Source organism: Kitasatospora sp. NPDC036993 (assembly GCF_055607525.1).
On record NZ_JBVJRP010000002.1, the window covers coordinates 622,740 to 642,410 of the forward strand.

At 75.7% G+C, this 19,671-nt stretch carries 4 protein-coding genes and 1 pseudogene; all 5 read left to right on the forward strand.

Annotated elements, in window-relative coordinates; translation table 11 throughout:
* Positions 1-91: 91 nt before the first annotated feature.
* Positions 92-1,375: an IS256 family transposase gene (locus ACZ7C5_RS06060; RefSeq protein ID WP_401085219.1), complete on the forward strand. Its 1,284-nt coding sequence runs from the start codon at positions 92-94 to the stop codon at positions 1,373-1,375.
* A gap of 234 nt (positions 1,376-1,609) precedes the next feature.
* Positions 1,610-1,774 carry a hypothetical protein gene (locus ACZ7C5_RS06065; RefSeq protein ID WP_188295314.1) on the forward strand — a complete coding sequence of 55 codons (165 nt, stop codon included), beginning with the start codon at positions 1,610-1,612 and terminating at the stop codon, positions 1,772-1,774.
* A 111-nt stretch (positions 1,775-1,885) separates the two neighbouring features.
* Positions 1,886-2,098: an MbtH family protein gene (locus tag ACZ7C5_RS06070; RefSeq protein ID WP_188295315.1), complete on the forward strand. Its 213-nt coding sequence runs from the start codon at positions 1,886-1,888 to the stop codon at positions 2,096-2,098.
* A 569-nt stretch (positions 2,099-2,667) separates the two neighbouring features.
* Positions 2,668-12,438, forward strand: a complete 9,771-nt coding sequence (locus tag ACZ7C5_RS06075) for an amino acid adenylation domain-containing protein (protein ID WP_470322085.1) — start codon at positions 2,668-2,670, stop codon at positions 12,436-12,438.
* Positions 12,439-12,597: 159 nt separating this feature from the next.
* Positions 12,598-19,668 (forward strand): annotated as a pseudogene (locus tag ACZ7C5_RS06080) (amino acid adenylation domain-containing protein); the annotation flags it as partial.
* Between the last annotated feature and the right edge of the window lie 3 nt (positions 19,669-19,671).

The window sequence follows — 19,671 nt, forward strand, 5'->3', positions numbered from 1 at the left end:
CCGCCGGGAAGCCGCGCCCGCCGCCCCGCCGGGGCGTCCGGAGCGGGGGATCGGCGGGGCGGAACGGCCTACAGACGGAGGGCATCCCCAGTTGCGAGCTGAGTCCGACCCGGCGGCACCGTCCGCCACCCCCGCCGGTCTGGTGGACCAGCGCCTGGTACGGCAGTTGGCGGAGGCCGCCGCCGCACAGGTCGGCTCCGGCGCGGTACGGCTGCTGGGCGAGGGCGGGCTGCTCCAGGCCTACGCCAAGCAGCTGATCGAGGGCGCCCTGGAGCTCGAACTCCGGGAGCACCTGCGCGGCTCCGGCGCGGGTGCGGGAGCGGGTGCGGGAGCAGGAGTCGGTGCGGGGAGCGGCGGCAACGGCCGCAACGGGAGCCGGGCCAGACGGCTGCTCACCGAGGTCGGCCCGGTCGAGGTGAGGGTGCCCAGGGACCGCGAGGGCACCTTCTCCCCCAAGGCCCTGCTCCCCCGGGCACGCCGGCTGCCCGGGCTCGACCGGCTGGTGATCTCGCTGACCGCGCGCGGCCTCAGCTCGGGCGAACTGGTGGCGCACCTGGCCGAGGTGTACGGCGTCGAGCTCAGCCGGGAGACCGTCTCGGCCATCACCGACCAGGTGCTCGACGAGCTCTCCGAGCGGCGCGCGCGGCGGCTCGACCCGGTCTACCCGGTGGTCTTCGTGGACTCGGTGCGCAGCGGCCGCTCGGGCGGGCCGCTGGTGCACCTGGCGCTCGGGGTCTCCGTCGAGGGCCGGCGCGAGGTGCTGGGCCTGTGGCCGGCCGCGGACGGGGAGCAGTGGCCGCGGGTGCTGGCCGGGCTCGCCGGGCGCGGGGTGCGGGAGGTCTGGGTGCTGGTCGGCGGCACCGGCGCGGTCCTGGCCGAGGCGGCGGCCGCGCAGTGGCCGCGCACCGTGGTGCACGGGTCGGTGGCCCACCTGCTGCACGCCGCGCTGCGGCACGCCCCCGGCGAGGACTGGGGGGCGCTCGCGCGGGCGTTGCGCGAGACCTGTACGGCGCCGACCGAGCGGGCCGCGCTGGAGGGGCTGTCCCGGGCCGAGCGGGAGTGGGGGCCGGGCCACCGCGAGGTGTTCCGGGTCTGGCGGTCGGCCTGGCCACTGCTGTCCCCCGGTTTCCGGTTCGGGCCCGAGGCGCGGCGCCTGCTGACGGGCGGGGGCGCGCTGGAGCGGTTGCACGCCCGGCTGCGCCGGATCGAGCAGGCCTCGGGCCGGGTGCAGGACGAGCGGGCCGCGCTCAAGCGCGCCTACCTGGCGACCCTCGCCCTGGAGTCGCCGGCCGGAGCCGGACGGCCGTGGGTGGAGGACTGGCCCGCCGTCCGGGAGGACCTGCGCCGGGGCTCGGATCCCGGCGCGGCGGAGTGACCGCCTCCCCCGTCCGCGGTCGCGGCTCCGCGCTGGTCCCCCACCACTGATCTGACAGAGCCAGGTGTGCTTTGGATCGCTTCTGTCTGCGTTTGACATCATCTGCCCGGGCTTCCGGTTCCCGCATTGCGTGTTCACGATCACAACCAGAGCTTCCAAGCCCGTTTGGGCCTTCGGCAGGATGCGGGGCAGAGCGAAGAGGGCAGACCGCCCTCCTCAGGAAGAGGATTCGCGATGACCAACCCTGCCGTTCGCATTCACAAGATGCTCGGGATTCTCGCCGTTCTGCTGACCGCCGTGGTGGGCCTCCAACTCCAGCTCCACACCCAGCCGCACCCGGCCGCGGGCTTCGTCACCGCCGTCGCCGGGCCGCAGGCCGACTCCGGCTGGGGTCCGTGAGCCGAGGCTCCTGCCCGCTCCTCCGCTCCGTCTCGCCACCATGCCGCCGCTCAGCCCCGTCCCGCAGTGCTCCGAACAGAACAGTGCTCCGAACAGAGAGGAATCCCGACCATGGCGAACCCGTTCGAGGATGCCGAGGCCAGTTACCTCGTCCTGGTGAACGACGAGGGACAGCACTCGCTCTGGCCGGCCTTCAGCCCGGTGCCCGCCGGCTGGCAGCAGGTCTTCGGCACCGCCGGACGGCAGGACTGTCTCGACTACGTCGAGCGGAACTGGCAGGACCTGCGGCCGAAGAGCCTGATCGCGCACCTGGCCGAGAGCTGATCCCGGCCGCCGCACACCGCCCACCGGTCCGCCGGCACCACCGCGCTTCCGTCCCCCGGCCCTGAGCCGCGAGGCCGCTCACCCGGCCGTCCCCGCTCCGGCACGGCACGGAACGGCACGACGCTGCACGGCACGGCACGACGCGGCGCAGCCCCGCCCTCCCGAGCCGCCGCTCACCCGGAGCCCGCCGGCACCGGCACGCCACCGCAGCACCCACACCTCCGCAGCACCCACACCACCGCAGCACCCACGCCACCGCAGTGCCCACACCTCCGCAGCACCCCACGCCGCGCGGCCGCACCGTCACGCCGCCGGCGTCGTCCCGTGCCCCGCGTCTACGCGCGTGTATCGGCCGACACCGTCGCGCCCCGCCGCCACCCGGCACCGTCGGCACCGTCCTGCCCGCACCACCCCAGCACCGGCACCACCGCACATCACAGCACAACGCAGCACACCACCGCACCACGACCAGAACATCGCTCCGCCGACCACCGGGCCGACCGCCCGAGGTCAACCCAGCCAGCCCCTCCCGCCACCGCGGGGGCCAGCCGCACGAGGGAGAGAGTCACATGTCCGGGGTCCAGCAGACGCACAGAACCGACCAGCGGCCGAATCCGGCCGAGGTGCTGTGCCGACTGTTCGCGGAGGTGCTCGGCCGCGAGTCGGTCGACCCCGCGGCGGACTTCCACGGCCTGGGCGGTGACCGGGCCGCCGCCGAGCGGCTGCTGGACCGCGTGCACGCCGGGTTCGGCGTCCGCCTGACGCCGTCCGCCCTGCTGGACGCGCCCTCCCCAGCCGCCCTGGCCGCCCGCCTGGCCGAGGCACGGACACCCCGTCCCGACACCCGTCCGACCCTCACCGAGCTGATCGACGCCCAGGTCGCCCGCACCCCGGACGCCCCCGCGCTGTACGCCGAGGACACCACCCTCGGCTACGCCGGACTGGACGCCCGCGCCAACCGGCTGGCCCGGGTGCTGGCCGCCCGCGGCCTGGGCGCCGAGGACGTCGTCGCGCTGGCCCTGCCCAAGTCCCCCGAGGCGATAGCCGCGATCCTCGCCGTCGCCAAGACCGGCGCCGCCTGGCTGCCCGCCGACCCGGCCTACCCGGCCGAGCGGCTGCGCCACATGCTGACCGACTCCGGGGCCGCCCTGGTGCTCACCACCGCCGAGGCCGCCGGGCAGCTGCCCGGGACCGGCACCCCCCGGCTGCTGCTGGACTCCGCCGAGCACCGCGCCGAGCTCGAAGCCCGCCCCGGCACGCCCTTCACCGCCGCCGAGCGGGTCCGGCCGGTGAGCGCCCTGAACACCGCGTACGTCATCTACACCTCCGGCTCCACCGGCCGGCCCAAGGGGGTGGCCGTCACTCACACCGGGCTGCCCGGCATGGTCGCCACCCAGGTCGCCGCGACCGGGGTCGGCCCCGGCAGCCGGGTGCTCCAGGCCTCCTCGCTCAGCTTCGACGTCTCGGTCTCCGACCTGTCCGTGGCGCTCACCACCGGCGCCGCGCTCGTCCTGCCGCGCGAGCAGAGCGAGCTGGTCGGCGAGCCGCTGGCCGCCCTGATCGACCGGTACGGCGTCACCCACGCCGACATCGCCACCGCGATGATCTCCACCCTGCCCGACCTGCCGATGCCCTCGCTGCGCACCCTGATCGGCGGCGGCGAGGCGGTCTCCCGCGAGCTGGCCGCCCGCTGCGGCCGCGGCCGGCTGATGCTCAACAGCTACGGGCCGACCGAGGCCACCGTCATCGTCAGCATGAGCGAGCCGCTCACCGGTGCCGAGCAGCCTCCGATCGGCCACCCCTGCCGGGACGTACGCATCCACCTGCTGGACGAGCGGCTGCGCCCGGTCGAACCGGGCACCGCCGGCGAGCTGTACGTGTCGGGACCGCACCTGGCGCGCGGCTACCTGGGCCGGCCCGGCCTGACCGCCGAGCGCTTCGTGGCCTGCCCGTTCGGCGAGCCCGGGAGCCGGATGTACCGCACCGGCGACCTCGGCCGCCTCCGCCCGGACGGCCAGCTGGACTTCCTCGGCCGGGCCGACGACCAGGTGAAGATCCGCGGCTTCCGGGTGGAGCCCGGCGAGATCGAGCAGACCCTCTCCGCCCACCCCGGGGTGCGCCAGGCCGTGGTGCTGGTGCGCGAGGACCGCCCGGGCGAGCGCCGGCTGGTCGGCTACACGGTGGGCGCCACCGATCCGGCCGAGCTGCGGGCGCACTGCGCCGAGCGGCTGCCCGACCACATGGTGCCGGCCGTCGTGGTGCTCGACCGGCTGCCGCTCACGCCCAACGGCAAGGTGGACAGGCGCGCCCTGCCCGCGCCGGCGTTCGGCGCCGGCGAGGAGGGCGGCCGGGCCCCCGCCGGGGAGCGGGAGCACACCCTGGTCCGGCTGTTCGCCGAGGTGCTGGGCCTGCCCAGGGTCGGCGTCACGGACTCCTTCTTCGAGCTGGGCGGCGACTCCATCGTGGCCATCCAGCTGGTCTCCCGGGCCCGGCGGGCGGGCCTGCGGCTGACCCCGCGCGAGGTGTTCCTCGCCCCGACCGTCGAGGCGCTGGCACGGATCGCCCGGCCGCTGGAGGGGCCGGCGGCCGCCGAGCCCGCCGGGGCCGGCCTGGGCGAGGTGCCGCCGACGCCGATCGTGCACTGGCTGGCCGCCCAGCACGGCGCGGTGGAGAGCTTCTACCAGTCCACCCTGCTCACCCTGCCCGCCGGCACGCCCGGGGAGCACCTGACCACCGCCGTCCAGGCGCTGCTCGACCACCACGACCTGTTCCGCGCCCGCACCTCCCCGCTCGCCGAGCGTCCCTGGACGCTGCACGTGCCCGGGCCCGGCGCCGTCCTGGCCGCCGACGTGCTGAGCCGGGTCGACGGCCCGGCCACCGCCGAGGCGCTGCGCGCCGAGACCGCGGCCGCCCGCGAGCGCCTGTCGCCCGAGGACGGCCGGATGGTCCGGGCCGTACACTTCGACGCCGGCCCCGGACTGCCCTCGCGGCTGCTGCTGGTGATCCACCACCTGGTGGTGGACGGCGTCACCTGGCGCATCGTCGAGGAGGACCTGCTCGGCGCGCTCGCCGCCCTGCGCGAGGGCCGCGCCGTCGGACTCGCGCCGGTGCCCACCTCCTTCCGCCGCTGGGCCCAGCGGCTCACCGCCGAGGCGCGGAGCGGCCGCCGGGACGTCGAACTCCCGCTCTGGGAAGCCGCGTTGGCCACCCCGGACCCGCTGCTCGGCGACCGCCCGCTGGACGCGGCGCGGGACACCTACGCCACCGAGGGCGTGCTGCGCCTCGTGCTGCCCGCCGAGACCACCGGGGCGCTGCTCACCAAGGTCACCGCCGCCTACCACGCCCAGGTCAACGACGTGCTGCTGACCGGCCTGGCGCTGGCCCTCGGCCACTGGCGCGGCCTGGAGACCACCGGCCCCGACGGCGCCGTGCTGGTCACCGTGGAGGGCCACGGCCGCGAGGAGGTCGTCGACGGCGTCGACCTGCACCGCACCGCGGGCTGGTTCACCTCCGTCCACCCCGTCCGGCTCGCCCCCGGGGCGCCTGCCTGGTCCGAGGTCACCGCGGCCGGCCCCGAGCTGGGCCGGGCCCTCGGCCGGGTGAAGGAGCAGTTGCGCGCCGTCCCGGACAACGGCATCGGCTTCGGCCTGCTGCGCCACCTCAACCCGGACACCGCCGCCGTCCTCGCCGGATACGCCGACCCGCAGGTCGAGTTCAACTACCTGGGCCGCTTCGCGCCCGAGGGCGTCACCGCCGAGGACGTGCTCGCCGGCAGCGAGGCGATGACCGAGGGCGCCGCGACCGGCCTCGCGCTCGGCCGGGTGCTCGGCCTGGACGCCACCACCGTGGACACCCCGCAGGGCCCGCTGCTGGTCGCCCAGTGGTCGTACGCGGGCGGGCTGCTCTCCGAGGAGCGGGTGCGCGCCCTCGCCGAGGCCTGGTTCGCCGCGCTGGGCGCGCTCGCCGAGCACGCCGAACGGCCGGACGCCGGCGGGCACACCCCCTCCGACTTCCCGCTGGCCGCCCTCACCCAGGGCGAGCTGGACGAGCTGGCCGCCCACCACGCCCCCGCCCGCCTGGCCGACGTCTGGCCGACCTCGCCGCTCCAGCAGGGCATGGCCTTCCACGCGGCGTACGACGCCGACGGCGCGGACGTCTACACCTCGGTCGTCACCTTCGACCTCACCGGCCCGGTGGACGCCGACCGGCTGCGCGCCGCCGCCGAGGCGCTGCTGGTGCGCCAGCCGAACCTCAGGGCCGCGTTCCACCAGCGGCCCGACGGCCCTCCGGTGCAGGCCGTCCCGGACGGCGTCGACCTGCCCTTCACCGTCGTCGACCTGAGCGCCCACGCCGACCCGGAGGCGGAGGCCGCCCGGATCGCCGCCGCCGAGTACGGCCGCCGCTTCGACCTGGCCCGGCCACCGCTGCTGCGCTACGCCCTGCTCCGGCTCGCCCCCGGACGCCACCGGCTGATCGCCTCCGCGCACCACATCCTGCTGGACGGCTGGTCCACCCCGCTGTTCGCCGAGGAGCTGTGGGGCCTGTACTTCGAGCGGCCGATGGCCCCGGCGGCCCCGTACCGCGACTACCTGCACTGGCTCACCCGGCGCGACGGCACGGCCGCCCGCACCGCCTGGGCGCGGGCGCTGGCCGGCGCCGACGAACCCACCCTGCTCGCCCCCGCCCGCTCCGCCGCTGCCCCGCAGCTGCCGCTGCGCCTGCACACCGGCCTCTCCCCGGAGGCCACCGAGGCGCTCGCCCGCACCGCCCGCCGGTACGGCGTCACCCTCAACACCCTGGTCCAGGCGGCCTGGGGCGTGCTGCTGGCCCGGCTGACCGGGCGCGAGGACGTGCTGTTCGGCACCACCGTCTCCGGCCGGCCGCACGACCTGCCCGGTGTGGAGCGGATGATGGGCCTGCTGATCAACACCGTGCCGGTGCGGGTGCGCCTGGACTCGGCGGAGAGCTGGGGGCAGCTGCTGCTGCGCCTCCAGCACGAGCAGTCAGCGCTGTTGGACCACCAGCACCTCAGCCTCACCGAGATCCAGCAACTCGCCGGGATGGGCAGCCTGTTCGACACCGTCACGGTGTACGGCAACTACCCGGACCCGTCCGCCCTGGACGACGCCGACCCGAGCGGCGCCACCCGCGTCACCCTGGTCGAGGACGTCGACAGCGCCCACTACCCGCTGGTGCTGGCCCTCACCCCCGGCGACGGCCTCCAGCTGCGCCTGGACCACCGGCCGGACGCCTTCACCGCCGACGAGGCCCGCGCCCTGCTGGACCGCTTCCTCGCCCTGCTCGACCGGATCGTCGCCGACCCGGCCGAACTCGTCGGCACCGTCGAGGTGTTGACCGCGGCCGAGCGCACCCGGCTGATCGGGTGGAGCGGCACCAGCGCCCCCCTGCCGGCCGGCTCACTGCCCGGGCTGTTCGAGGCTCGGGCCGCCGAGACCCCGAACGCGCCCGCGCTCACCGCCGAGGACGCCGAGCTGACGTACGCCCGGCTCAACGCCCACGCCAACGGGCTGGCGCTGCGGCTGGTCGAGGCCGGGGCCGGCCCCGAGACGCCGGTCGCGCTGATGATCGGCCGCTCGGCCGCCCAGGTGGTGGCGATCCTGGCCGTGCTCAAGGCCGGCGGCTGCTACGTGCCGCTGGACGACGCCCAGCCCGCCGACCGGCTGCGGACCGTCCTCGCGGACACCGGCGCCCGGCTGGTACTGGCCGACGCCGCGCACCGCGACCACCCCGCGCTGGCCGGGCTGTCGGTGCTCGACCCGCACGCGGACGAGCACCCCGAGAACCTCGGACTGCCGCTGGACGCCGAGCAGTTGGCGTACGTGATGCACACCTCGGGATCGACCGGCAGACCCAAGGGCATCGCCGTCACCCACCGCTCCGTGGTGGACCTCGCTCTCGGCGGCACCTTCACCGGGGGCGGCCACGAGCGGCTGCCGGTGCACGCCCCCTCCGCCTTCGACGCCTCCACCTACGAGATCTGGACGCCGCTGCTCTCCGGCGGCCAACTGGTGATCGCCCCGGCCGGCCGGCTCGGGATCGCCGAGCTGGCGGCGGTGATCGGCCAGGAACGGACCACCTCCGCCTGGATCAGCGTCGGCCTCTTCAACGTGCTGGCCGCCGAGGCCCCGGAGACCTTCGCCGGGCTCCGGGAGGTGTGGACCGGCGGCGACATCGCCTCACCGGCCGCCATGCGGCGGGTGCTGGACAGCTGCCCCGGGCTGCGGCTGGTCAACGTCTACGGGCCGACCGAGACCACCACCTTCGCGACCCGCTTCCCGATGGCCTCCGCCGCCGAGGTGCCCGACGTGGTGCCGATCGGCCGCCCGCTGCCCAACACCCGGCTGTACGTGCTGGACGCCGGGCTGCGCCCGGTGCCGGCCGGCGTGACCGGTGAGCTGTACATCGGCGGGTCCGGCCTGGCCCGCGGCTACGTCGGCCGCCCCGGCCTGACCGCCGAACGCTTCGTGGCCTGCCCGTTCGGCGAGAGCGGCGGCAGGATGTACCGCACCGGCGACGTGGTGCGCTGGACCCCCACGGGCGAACTGGAGTTCGTCGGGCGGGCGGACGACCAGGTCAAGCTGCGCGGCTTCCGGATCGAACTCGGCGAGGTGGAGGCGGCGTTCAGCGCCCACCCGGCGGTCGGCCAGGTCTGCGCGGCGGTCCGCCAGGACCAGCCGGGCGACAGGCGCCTGGTCGCGTACGTCACCGGCGAGGTGGGGGCCGGCGAACTGCGCGCCTTCGTCACCGACCGGCTGCCCGGCTACATGCTGCCGGCCGCGATCGTCGTCCTCGACGCGCTGCCGGTGAACCCCAACGGCAAGGTGGACCGCAAGGCCCTGCCCGCGCCCGACTACCACGGCGCCGACGGCGGACGCGAGCCGCGCGACGCCACCGAGCGGGCCCTGTGCGAGCTGTTCGCCGAGGTCCTCGGGCTGGCCAGGACCGGCATCGACGACAACTTCTTCGACCGCGGCGGGCACTCACTGCTCGCCACCCGGCTGATCAGCCGCATCCGGGCCGGGCTCGGCGCCGAACTGCCGATCCGCGCGCTCTTCGACAACCCGACGGTGGCCCTGCTCGCCGCCGCGCTGCCCGACTCCGCCACGGCCCGCCCGGCCCTGCGCCGCGCCGAGCGACCCGAACGCGTACCGCTCTCCTCCGCCCAGCAACGCCTCTGGTTCATCGAGCAGTTCGAGGGGCCGAGCGCCCTCTACAACACCCCCGTCGCGGTCCGGCTGACCGGCGCCGTCGACGCCCCCGCCCTGGAGCGGGCCGTCCGGGACGTGGTGGAGCGGCACGAGGTGCTGCGCACCGTCTTCCCGACCACCGACGGGCAGCCGCGGCAACTGGTGGCCGAAGCGGGAGAGTTGGCCCTTCGGCAGGTCACGGTGGCCGACGAGGAGGAGCTGCGGACCGCGCTGCTCGCGGCCGGCGAGGAGCTCTTCGACCTCGCCCACGACCTGCCGGTGCGCGCCACCCTGGTCTCGCTGCCGCACGACGAGCACGTCCTGCTGGTGCTGATGCACCACATCGCCGGCGACGGCTGGTCCGTCGCCCCGCTGTTCCGCGACCTCGCCGAGGCCTACCGGGCCCGATCCGCCGGCACCGCACCGCGGTGGGAACCGCTGCCGGTGCAGTACGCCGACTACACCCTCTGGCAGCGCGAACTGCTCGGCGCCGACGAGCGGCCCAGTGCCCTGCTGAGCGAGCAACTCGCCTACTGGCGGCAGACCCTGGCCGACGCCCCGGAGGAACTGGCGCTCCCGTACGACCGTCCGCGCCCGGCCGTGCCGGGGCACCGGGGCGGCCTGGTGGAGGTCACCGTCGACGCCGGACTGCACGGCGCGCTCACCACGTTGGCGACCGCACGGAACGCCAGCCTGTTCATGGCCCTCCAGGCCGCCGTCGCCACCCTCTACACCCGCCTCGGCGCCGGCACCGACCTCCCCCTCGGCACCCCCGTCGCCGGCCGCACCGACGAAGCCCTCGACGACCTCGTCGGCTTCTTCGTCAACACCCTCCCCCTACGCACCGACACCAGCGGCGACCCCACCTTCCACCAACTCCTCGACCGGATCCGCCGCACCGACCTGGACGCCTACGACCACCAGGACATCCCCTTCGAACGCCTCGTCGAACACCTCAACCCCACCCGCACCCCCGCCCGCCACCCCCTCTTCCAGACCCTGGTCGCGCTGGAGAGCCGGGCCACGGTGCCCACCGAGTTCGGCGACCTGGGCTGCTCGGAGCACCCCTTCGAACTGGACGTGGCCAAGTTCGACCTGTCGTTCCGCTTCACCGAGCAGGGCCCCGGGGCGGGCCTGACGGTGGCGGTCGAGTACGCCGTCGACCTCTTCGACCACGCCACCGCGACCGCCCTCGGCGAGCGGCTGCTGCGGGTCCTGCGCGCCGCCGCGGCCGCCCCGGACGCGCCGATCGGCGCCATCGACATCCTCGGCCCGGCCGAGCGCGAACAGCTGCTCACCGGCTGGCAGGGACCGGTGGCGCCCGTCACCGAGCAGAGCCTGCCCCGGCTGTTCGAGGCCCAGGCCGCCGCAACCCCCGACGCACCGGCGGTGGTCTCCGAGGACGGCACCCTCAGCTACGCCGAACTGGACTCCAGGGCCGAGCACCTGGCCGCCCGCCTGGCCGCCGCCGGGGTCGGCGCCGAGGCGCCGGTGGTCCTGCTGATGGACCGCTCCGCCGACCTGCTCACCGCGATCCTCGCGGTGGCCAAGGCGGGCGGCTGCTACGTCCCGCTGGACGACCGGCACCCGGCCGAGCGGCTGCGGCGGATCACCGCCGACACCGGCGCGGCACTCGTCCTGGTCGACCCGGCGCACCGGAGCCACCCGCTGGCCGCCGACGCCCCCTGCCCCGTCCTGCCGCTCACCGCGGGCTGGTCCGACGGTCCGCGCGAACGGCGCGCCCACCGCGGCGCACCGCACCCGGAGCAGCTCGCGTACGTGATGTTCACCTCCGGCTCCACCGGGGAGCCCAAGGGCATCGCGATCAGCCACCGGGACGTGGTGCAGCTCGCCACCGACCCGTGCTGGCGGCACGACGAGGGCCTGCGGGTGCTGTTCCACGCGCCGCACGCCTTCGACGCCTCCACCTACGAGATCTGGGTGCCGCTGCTCTCCGGCGGCCAGGTGGTCGTGGCACCGCGGGGCGACCTGGACGCGGCCTCGATCCGCGAGCTGGTCCTGGTCCACGCGCTCACCCATGTGCACGTCACCGCCGGCCTGTTCCGGGTCGTCGCGGAGGAGGACCCGGGCATCTTCGCCGGCGTGCGCGAGGTGCTGACCGGTGGTGACGTGGTCTCCGCCCCGGCCGTGCGCCGGGTGCTGGAGGCCGTCCCCGGCATCGCGGTGCGGGCCCTGTACGGGCCGACCGAGACCACCCTGTGCGCGACCCAGTACCCGATGCCGCTCGCCGCGGCGGTGCCGGGCACGGTGCCGATCGGCCGCCCGCTCGCGAACACCAGGCTGTACGTGCTGGACGCCGGGCTGCGCCCGGTGCCGGCCGGCGTGACGGGCGAGCTGTACATCGCCGGAGCCGGCCTGGCCCGCGGCTACGTCGGCCGCCCCGACCTGACCGCCGAACGCTTCGTCGCCTGCCCGTTCGGCGAGAGCGGCGGCAGGATGTACCGCACCGGAGACCTCGCCCGCTGGACCGCCGACGGCGTGCTGGAGTTCCTCGGCCGCGCCGACGACCAGGTCAAGATCCGCGGCTTCCGGATCGAACTCGGCGAGGTGGAGGCCGCGTTCACCGCCCTGCCCACCGTCGGCCAGGCCTTCGCGATGGTCCGCGAGGACCAGCCGGGCGACAAGCGCCTCGTGGTGTACGCCACCGGCAAGGCCATGCCCGGCGAACTGCGCGCCGCCGTCGCCGACAGCCTGCCCGGCTACATGCTCCCGGCCGCCGTGGTCGTCCTCGACGCCCTGCCGGTCACCGCCAACGGCAAGGTCGACCGCCGCACCCTGCCCGCCCCCGACTACACCGGGACGGCCGAGCGCCGGGCCCCGCGCACCGACACCGAGCGCGTGCTCTGCGAACTCTTCGCCGACGTCCTCGGGTCGGCCGGGGTCGGGATCGACGACAGCTTCTTCGACCTCGGCGGCCACTCCCTGCTCGCCACCAAGCTGGTCAGCCGCATCCGCGCCACCCTCGGCGCGGAGCTGCCGATCCGCACGCTGTTCGACGCGCCCACGGTCGCGGCCCTCGCGGCCGTGCTGCCCGGCGGCGAGCGGGCGCCCGCGCCGAAGAAGGCCCGCCCGGCCCTGCGGCCGATGCGCCGCCCCGGCGGCGGGGCCTGACCGGCCGCGGCGCGCGGGACCGCCCACCGGTGGCGGCCCGCGCCCGCCGCGCGCCCGCCTCACCGCCCGCCACAGAGCAGCCACCCGCCACAGAGCAGCCACCCGTCACAGAGCAGCCACCCGCCACAGCAGCCGTACGTCGCCAGTCGGAGGCAGACCTTGATCCCGTTGTCGTTCGCCCAGCAGCGGCTCTGGTTCATCGAGCAGTTCGAGGGCCCGAGCGCCCTCTACAACACCCCGTTCGCCCTCCGGCTGACCGGTGCGCTCGACGCCGCCGCCCTCGAAGGCGCACTGGGGGACGTGGTGGACCGGCACGAGGTGCTGCGCACCGTCTTCCCGACCACCGACGGCCGGCCCCACCAGCACATCCTCGCCGAGGGCCGCCCGCCGCTGCACCGGGTGCCGGTGGCCGACGAGGCCGAGCTGCCCCGGCTGCTGCGCGAGGCGGCCGGGCAGGTCTTCGACCTCGCCGCCGACCTCCCGGTCCGGGCCTGGCTGTACGCCCTGCCCGCACCGGACGAGCACGTCCTGCTGCTGCTCACCCACCACATCGCCAGCGACGGCTGGTCGGTCACCCCGCTGTTCCGCGACCTCGCCGAGGCCTACCGGGCCCGATCCGCCGGCACCGCGCCGCAGTGGGAACCGCTGCCCGTGCAGTACGCCGACTACACCCTCTGGCAGCGCGAACTGCTCGGCGAGGAGGACGACCCGGAGAGCGTTGTCTCCACCCAACTTGCCTACTGGCAGCATGAGTTGTCCGGCCTACCGGAGGAGCTGGCGCTCCCGTACGACCGCCCGCGCCCGGCCCTGCCGAGCCGCCGCGGCGGCGCCGCCGACTTCGGGATCGACGCCGGACTGCACGGCGCGCTCACCACGTTGGCGACAGCACGGAACGCCAGCCTGTTCATGGCCCTCCAGGCCGCCGTCGCCACCCTCTACACCCGCCTCGGCGCCGGCACCGACCTGCCCCTCGGCACCCCCGTCGCCGGCCGCACCGACGAAGCCCTCGACGACCTCGTCGGCTTCTTCGTCAACACCCTCCCCCTACGCACCGACACCAGCGGCGACCCCACCTTCCACCAACTCCTCGACCGGATCCGCCGCACCGACCTGGACGCCTACGACCACCAGGACATCCCCTTCGAACGCCTCGTCGAACACCTCAACCCCACCCGCACCCCCGCCCGCCACCCCCTCTTCCAGACCGTCGTCACCCTGAACGCGGAACAGGCCGGCGACCTCGCCTTCGGCGCCGCGGTCGGCACCCCGCTCGAAGTCGGCGAGGCCCAGGCCCAGTTCGACCTCAACTTCAACTTCGTCGAACGCCTCGCCGCCGACGGCAGCTGCCTCGGGGTGCGCGCCGCCGTCGACTACGCGGCCGACCTGTTCGACCACGCCACCGCGACCGCCCTCGGCGAGCGGCTGCTGCGGGTCCTGCGCGCCGCCGTGGCCGCCCCGGACGCGCCGATCGGTGCCATCGACATCCTCGACCCGGCCGAGCGCGAACAGCTGCTCACCGGCTGGCAGGGACCGGTGGCGCCCGTCACCGAGCAGAGCCTGCCCCGGCTGTTCGAGGCCCAGGCCGCCGCAACCCCCGACGCACCGGCCGTCGTCTCCGACACCGAACGGCTCGACTACGCCGAACTGAACGACCGCGCCAACCGGCTCGCCGCACTGCTGCTGGAGCGCGGCCTGACCACCGAACAGCCGGTCGCGGTGCTGACGGAACGCTCCGCCGCCCTGCTCACCGCCGTCCTGGCGATCGCCAAGGCGGGCGGCACCTACGTCCCGCTGGACGACCGCTACCCGCTGGACCGGCTGCGGCACATCCTCGCCGACACCCGTACCGCCCTCATGCTCACCGACCGGGCCCACCAGGGGCATCCGGTGCTCGCCACCGAGGGCTTCGACACCGTCGAGGTCACCGAGGCGCTGCTCGCCGGGGCCCCGGCGGCGGGCAACCCCGCCACACCGGTCCTGCCCGGCCAGCTGGTCTACGTGATGTACACCTCGGGCTCGACCGGCGTGCCCAAGGGCGTCGCCGTCACCCACCGCAACGTGGTGGACCTGCTGGGCAACCCGCACTTCAGGGCCGGCCACCACGAACGCGTGCTGCTCCACTCGCCCACCGCCTTCGACGCCTCCACCACCGAGATCTGGGCGCCGCTGGTCACCGGCGGGGCGATCGTCCTCGCCGAGCCCGGCGAACTGGACATCCGCCGCCTCGCCGGGACCATCACCGCCCACGAGGTGACCCTGGTCCAGGCCCCGTCCGGGCTGCTGCGGCTGATGGCCGACGAGAACCCGGCCGCCTTCCGGCGGGTCCGGCAGGTGTGGACCGGCGGCGACGTCGTGCCGCCGGAGTCCGTCCGCCGGCTCCTGCGGGCCTGCCCGGACACCTCCGTGCTCGCGGTCTACGCGCCGACCGAGACCACCGCCATCAAGACCACCTTCACCATGGGCGCGAACGATCCCGTCCCCGCCGTGGTGCCGATCGGCCGACCGCTGGCCAACACCAGGCTGTACGTGCTGGACGCCGGGCTGCGCCCGGTGCCGGCCGGCGTCGCGGGCGAGCTGTACATCGCCGGAGCCGGCCTGGCCCGCGGCTACGTCGGCCGCCCCGACCTGACCGCCGAACGCTTCGTCGCCTGCCCGTTCGGCGAGAGCGGCGGCAGGATGTACCGCACCGGAGACCTCGCCCGCTGGACCGCCGACGGCGTGCTGGAGTTCCTCGGCCGCGCCGACGACCAGGTCAAGATCCGCGGCTTCCGGATCGAACTCGGCGAGGTGGAGGCCGCGTTCACCGCCCTGCCCACCGTCGGCCAGGCCTTCGCGATGGTCCGCGAGGACCAGCCGGGCGACAAGCGCCTCGTGGTGTACGCCACCGGCAAGGCCACGCCCGGCGAACTGCGCGCCGCCGTCGCCGACAGCCTGCCCGGCTACATGCTCCCGGCCGCCGTGGTCGTCCTCGACGCCCTGCCGGTCACCGCCAACGGCAAGGTCGACCGCCGCACCCTGCCCGCCCCCGACTACACCGGGACGGCCGAGCGCCGGGCCCCGCGCACCGACACCGAGCGCGTGCTCTGCGAACTCTTCGCCGACGTCCTCGGGTCGGCCGGGGTCGGGATCGACGACAGCTTCTTCGACCTGGGCGGCCACTCCCTGCTCGCCACCAAGCTGGTCAGCCGCATCCGCACCGCGCTCGGCACCGAACTGCCCGTCCGGACCCTGTTCGACGCCCCCAGCGTGGCCGCGCTGGCCGCCGCGCTGCCCACCCCCGGCACCGCCCGCCCGGCCCTGCGGCCCACCGGGCGGCCCGCCCGCGTCCCGCTCTCCCCCGCACAGCAACGCCTCTGGTTCATCGACCAGTTCGAGGGCCCGAGTCCGCTCTACAACACCCCCTGCGCCCTGCGGCTCGCCGGCCGGATCGACACCACCGCCCTCCAGGCGGCGCTGACGGACGTGCTCGACCGCCACGAGGTGCTGCGCACCGTCTACCCGACCACCGACGGGCAGCCGCACCAGCTGCTCCTGGAGCACCCCGAACTCCCGCTGCGCACCGCGCCGGTGGCCGGCGAGGAGGAACTCGGGGCGGCCCTGGCCGAGGCCTGCGCGGAGGTCTTCGACCTCGCCCGCGACCTGCCGGTGCGCGCCACCCTGTTCTCCCTGCCGGGCGACGAGCACGTCCTGCTGGTCCTGACGCACCACATCGCCACCGACGGCTGGTCCGTCGCCCCGCTGCTGCGCGACCTCGCCGCCGCGTACCAGGCCCGCCGCGCCGGCACCGCCCCCGACTGGCCACCGCTGCCGGTGCAGTACGCCGACTACGCCCTCTGGCAGCACCGGCTGCTCGGCACCGACGAACGGCCGAGCGAGCTGCTGACCGGCCAACTCGCCTACTGGCAGCAGGCCCTGGCCGACCTCCCGGAGGAGCTGGCACTCCCCTTCGACCACCGCCGCCCCGCCGCCCCGAGCCGCCGGGGCGCCACCGTGGAACTCCGGATGGACGCCGGACTCCACACCGCGCTCGTCGAGTTGGCGCAGCGGAGCCGCGCCAGCGTGTTCATGGTGATGCAGGCCGCCCTGGCCACCACCCTGGGCCGGCTCGGCGCGGGCACCGACCTGCCGATCGGCACCGTGGTGGCCGGCCGCACCGACGAGGCGCTGGACGACCTGGTCGGCTTCTTCGTCAACACCCTGGTGCTGCGCACCGACACCAGCGGCGACCCGACCTTCCGGGAGCTGGTGGAGCGCGTCCGGGTCGCCACCCTGGACGCCTTCGCGCACCAGGACGTGCCCTTCGAGCGGCTGGTCGAGCTGCTCAACCCGGTGCGCTCGACCGCCCGGCACCCGCTCTGCCAGGTGATGCTGACCTCGGGCGGCGACGCCGGGGAGATCAGCCTCGGCGGTCTGCCCGGCCGGGTCGAGCAACCGGACTCCGGCCTCGCCAAGTTCGACCTGACCTTCGCGTTCGGCGAGAGCTTCGACGCGGCCGGCGCGCCCGCCGGGCTGGGCCTGACGCTGGAGTACGCCGTCGACCTGTTCGACCGGGCCACCGCCGAGGCGACGGCCGCCCGCTTCGAGCGCGCCCTGCGCGCGGTGCTGGCCGATCCGGACCAGCGGGTGGGCCTGGTGGAGGTGCTGGCGCCCGAGGAGCGGGAGCAGCTGGTCGACGGGTGGAACGACACCGCCCGGCCGGTCGCGCCCGCCACCTTCCCGGCGCTGTTCGAGGCGCGGGCCGCCGCCCACCCGGAGGCCGTCGCGCTCTCCTTCGGCTCCGAGCAGGTCGGTTACGGCGAGCTGAACGAGCGCGCCAACCGCTTCGCCCGGCTGCTGGTCGAGCACGGCGCGGGCCCCGAGCGGTTCGTCGCGATCGCCCTGGAGCGCTCGATCGAGCTGATCGTCGCCCAGCTCGCGGTGCTCAAGGCCGGCGCGGTCTTCCAGCCGTTGGACCCGCGGTACCCGGCCGACCGGCTCGCCCACATGCTGGACGACGCCCGGCCCGCGCTCGTCCTCACCAGCAGGGCGCTGACCGGCTGCCTGCCGGCCGGCAGCACCGTCCCCCGGCTGCTGATCGAGGACCTGGACGCCTCCGGCCACCCGGCGCACGACCTCACCGGAACCGCGATCACCCCGGACTCGGCCGCGTACGTCATCCACACCTCGGGGTCCACCGGCCGTCCCAAGGGCGTGCTGGTCACCCACTCCGGCCTCGCGAGCATGGTGGAGAGCCAGCGCGAGGGCCTGGCCGTCACCCCGGACAGCCGGGTGCTGCTGTTCGCCTCGCCGTCCTTCGACGCGGCCGTCTGGGAGCTGGGCATGGCCCTGCTCACCGGCGCCCGCGCCGTCCTCGCCGACGCCGACCGGCTCCTGCCCGGCCCCGCCCTGGTGGAGCTGATCGCCGACCAGGGCGTCACCCACCTCACCCTGCCGCCCACCGCCCTCGCCGTGCTGCCCCCGGACGCGCTGCCCCTGGGCACCACCCTGGTGGTGGCCGGCGAGGCCTGCCCGCCCGACCTGGTCGGGCAGTGGTCGGCCCGGGTGCGGATGGTCAACGCCTACGGCCCCACCGAGTCCACCGTGTGCGCCAGCATGAGCGGCCCGCTGCACGGCCGGACCACCCCGCCGATGGGCCGTCCCGTGGCCGACACCCGTCTGTACGTGCTCGATCCGGGCCTCCAGCCGGTCCCCGCCGGGGTGGTCGGCGAGCTGTACATCGCCGGCGCCGGCCTCGCCCGCGGCTACCTCGGCCGCCCCGGCCTCACCGCCGAGCGCTTCACCGCCGACCCGTACGGGGCCCCCGGCAGCCGGATGTACCGCACCGGGGACCTCGCCCGCCGGACCGCCGACGGTGTGCTGGACTACCTCGGCCGCACCGACCACCAGGTCAAGGTCCGGGGCTTCCGGATCGAACCCGGCGAGATCGAGGCCGTACTCGCCCGGCACCCCGACCTGGCACAGGCGTTCGCGCTGGTCCGCGAGGACCGCCCCGGCGACCGCCGGCTCGTCGCCTACGCCGTCCCCCGCCCCGGCCGGACGCTCGACCCGGCCGCCCTGCGCCGCCACGTCGGCGGGACCCTGCCCGACTACATGGTCCCCTCCGCCGTCGTCGCCCTCGACGCCCTGCCGCTGACCGCCAACGGCAAGGTCGACCGCACCGCCCTGCCCGCCCCCGACACCGCCTGGCCCGGCTCCGGCCGGATACCCGCCACGCCCCGGGAGGAACTGCTCTGCGGCCTGTTCGCCGACGTCCTCGGGCTGGACAGGGTCGGCGTGGACGACAACTTCTTCGAGCTGGGCGGGCACTCGCTGCTGGCCGGCCGGCTGGTCGCGGGCCTGCGCGAACTGCTCGGCGAGGGCGAGGGGATCGGCGTCCGCGCGCTGTTCGAGGCACCGACCGTCGCCCTGCTGGCCGAGCGGCTCGCCCTGGGACCGGCCGCCGAGAGCTTCCCCGTCCTGCTGCCGATCCGCACCCGGGGCTCGCGCCCGCCGCTGTTCTGCGTCCACCCGGCCGCCGGCATCAGCTGGGTGTACACCGGGCTGCTGCGCCACCTCGACGCCGAGCAGCCGATCTACGGCCTCCAGGCCCCCGGCCTGGCCGATCCGGCCGCCCGCCCGGCCTCGGTGGAGGAGCTGGCCAGGACCCACCTCGCGCAGATCCGCGCCGTCCGCCCCGAGGGCCCGTACGCCCTGCTCGGCTGGTCCTTCGGCGGGACCGTCGCCCACGCGATCGCGGCACTGCTGCGCGAACAGGGCGAGGAGGTACGGCTGCTGGCCCTGCTGGACGCCTACCCGGGCACCGGCGAGCCGGGGCCCGAGCGGTGGCGGGACGACCCGGCGCAGCTCGCGGTGATCCTCGACTCGCTCGGCCACCCGGCCGGGGAGACCGCCGCCTGGCCCGCGGACGAGGACGGCTACGCGGCGCTCGTCCGGGACGGCGAGGGCCCGCTCGCCGGTCTCAGCGGCGCCGGGGTGGCCCGGGTGGTCGCCGTCTTCCAGGCCAACGCCGAGCTGTCCCACACGCTCCCGCTGCCCGGCTACGACGGCGGCGCGGTGTTCTTCACCGCCGCCAAGGACCGGCCGGCCGACGCCCCCGACCCCGAGAGCTGGCGCCCGCACCTGGGCGGCCGGCTCGACATCCACGAGGTGCCGAGCACCCACGGCGCGATGACCGGCTCCGAGGCGCTCGCCGTCATCGGCCCGGTGCTCGCCGCCCGCCTGACGCCCTGACCC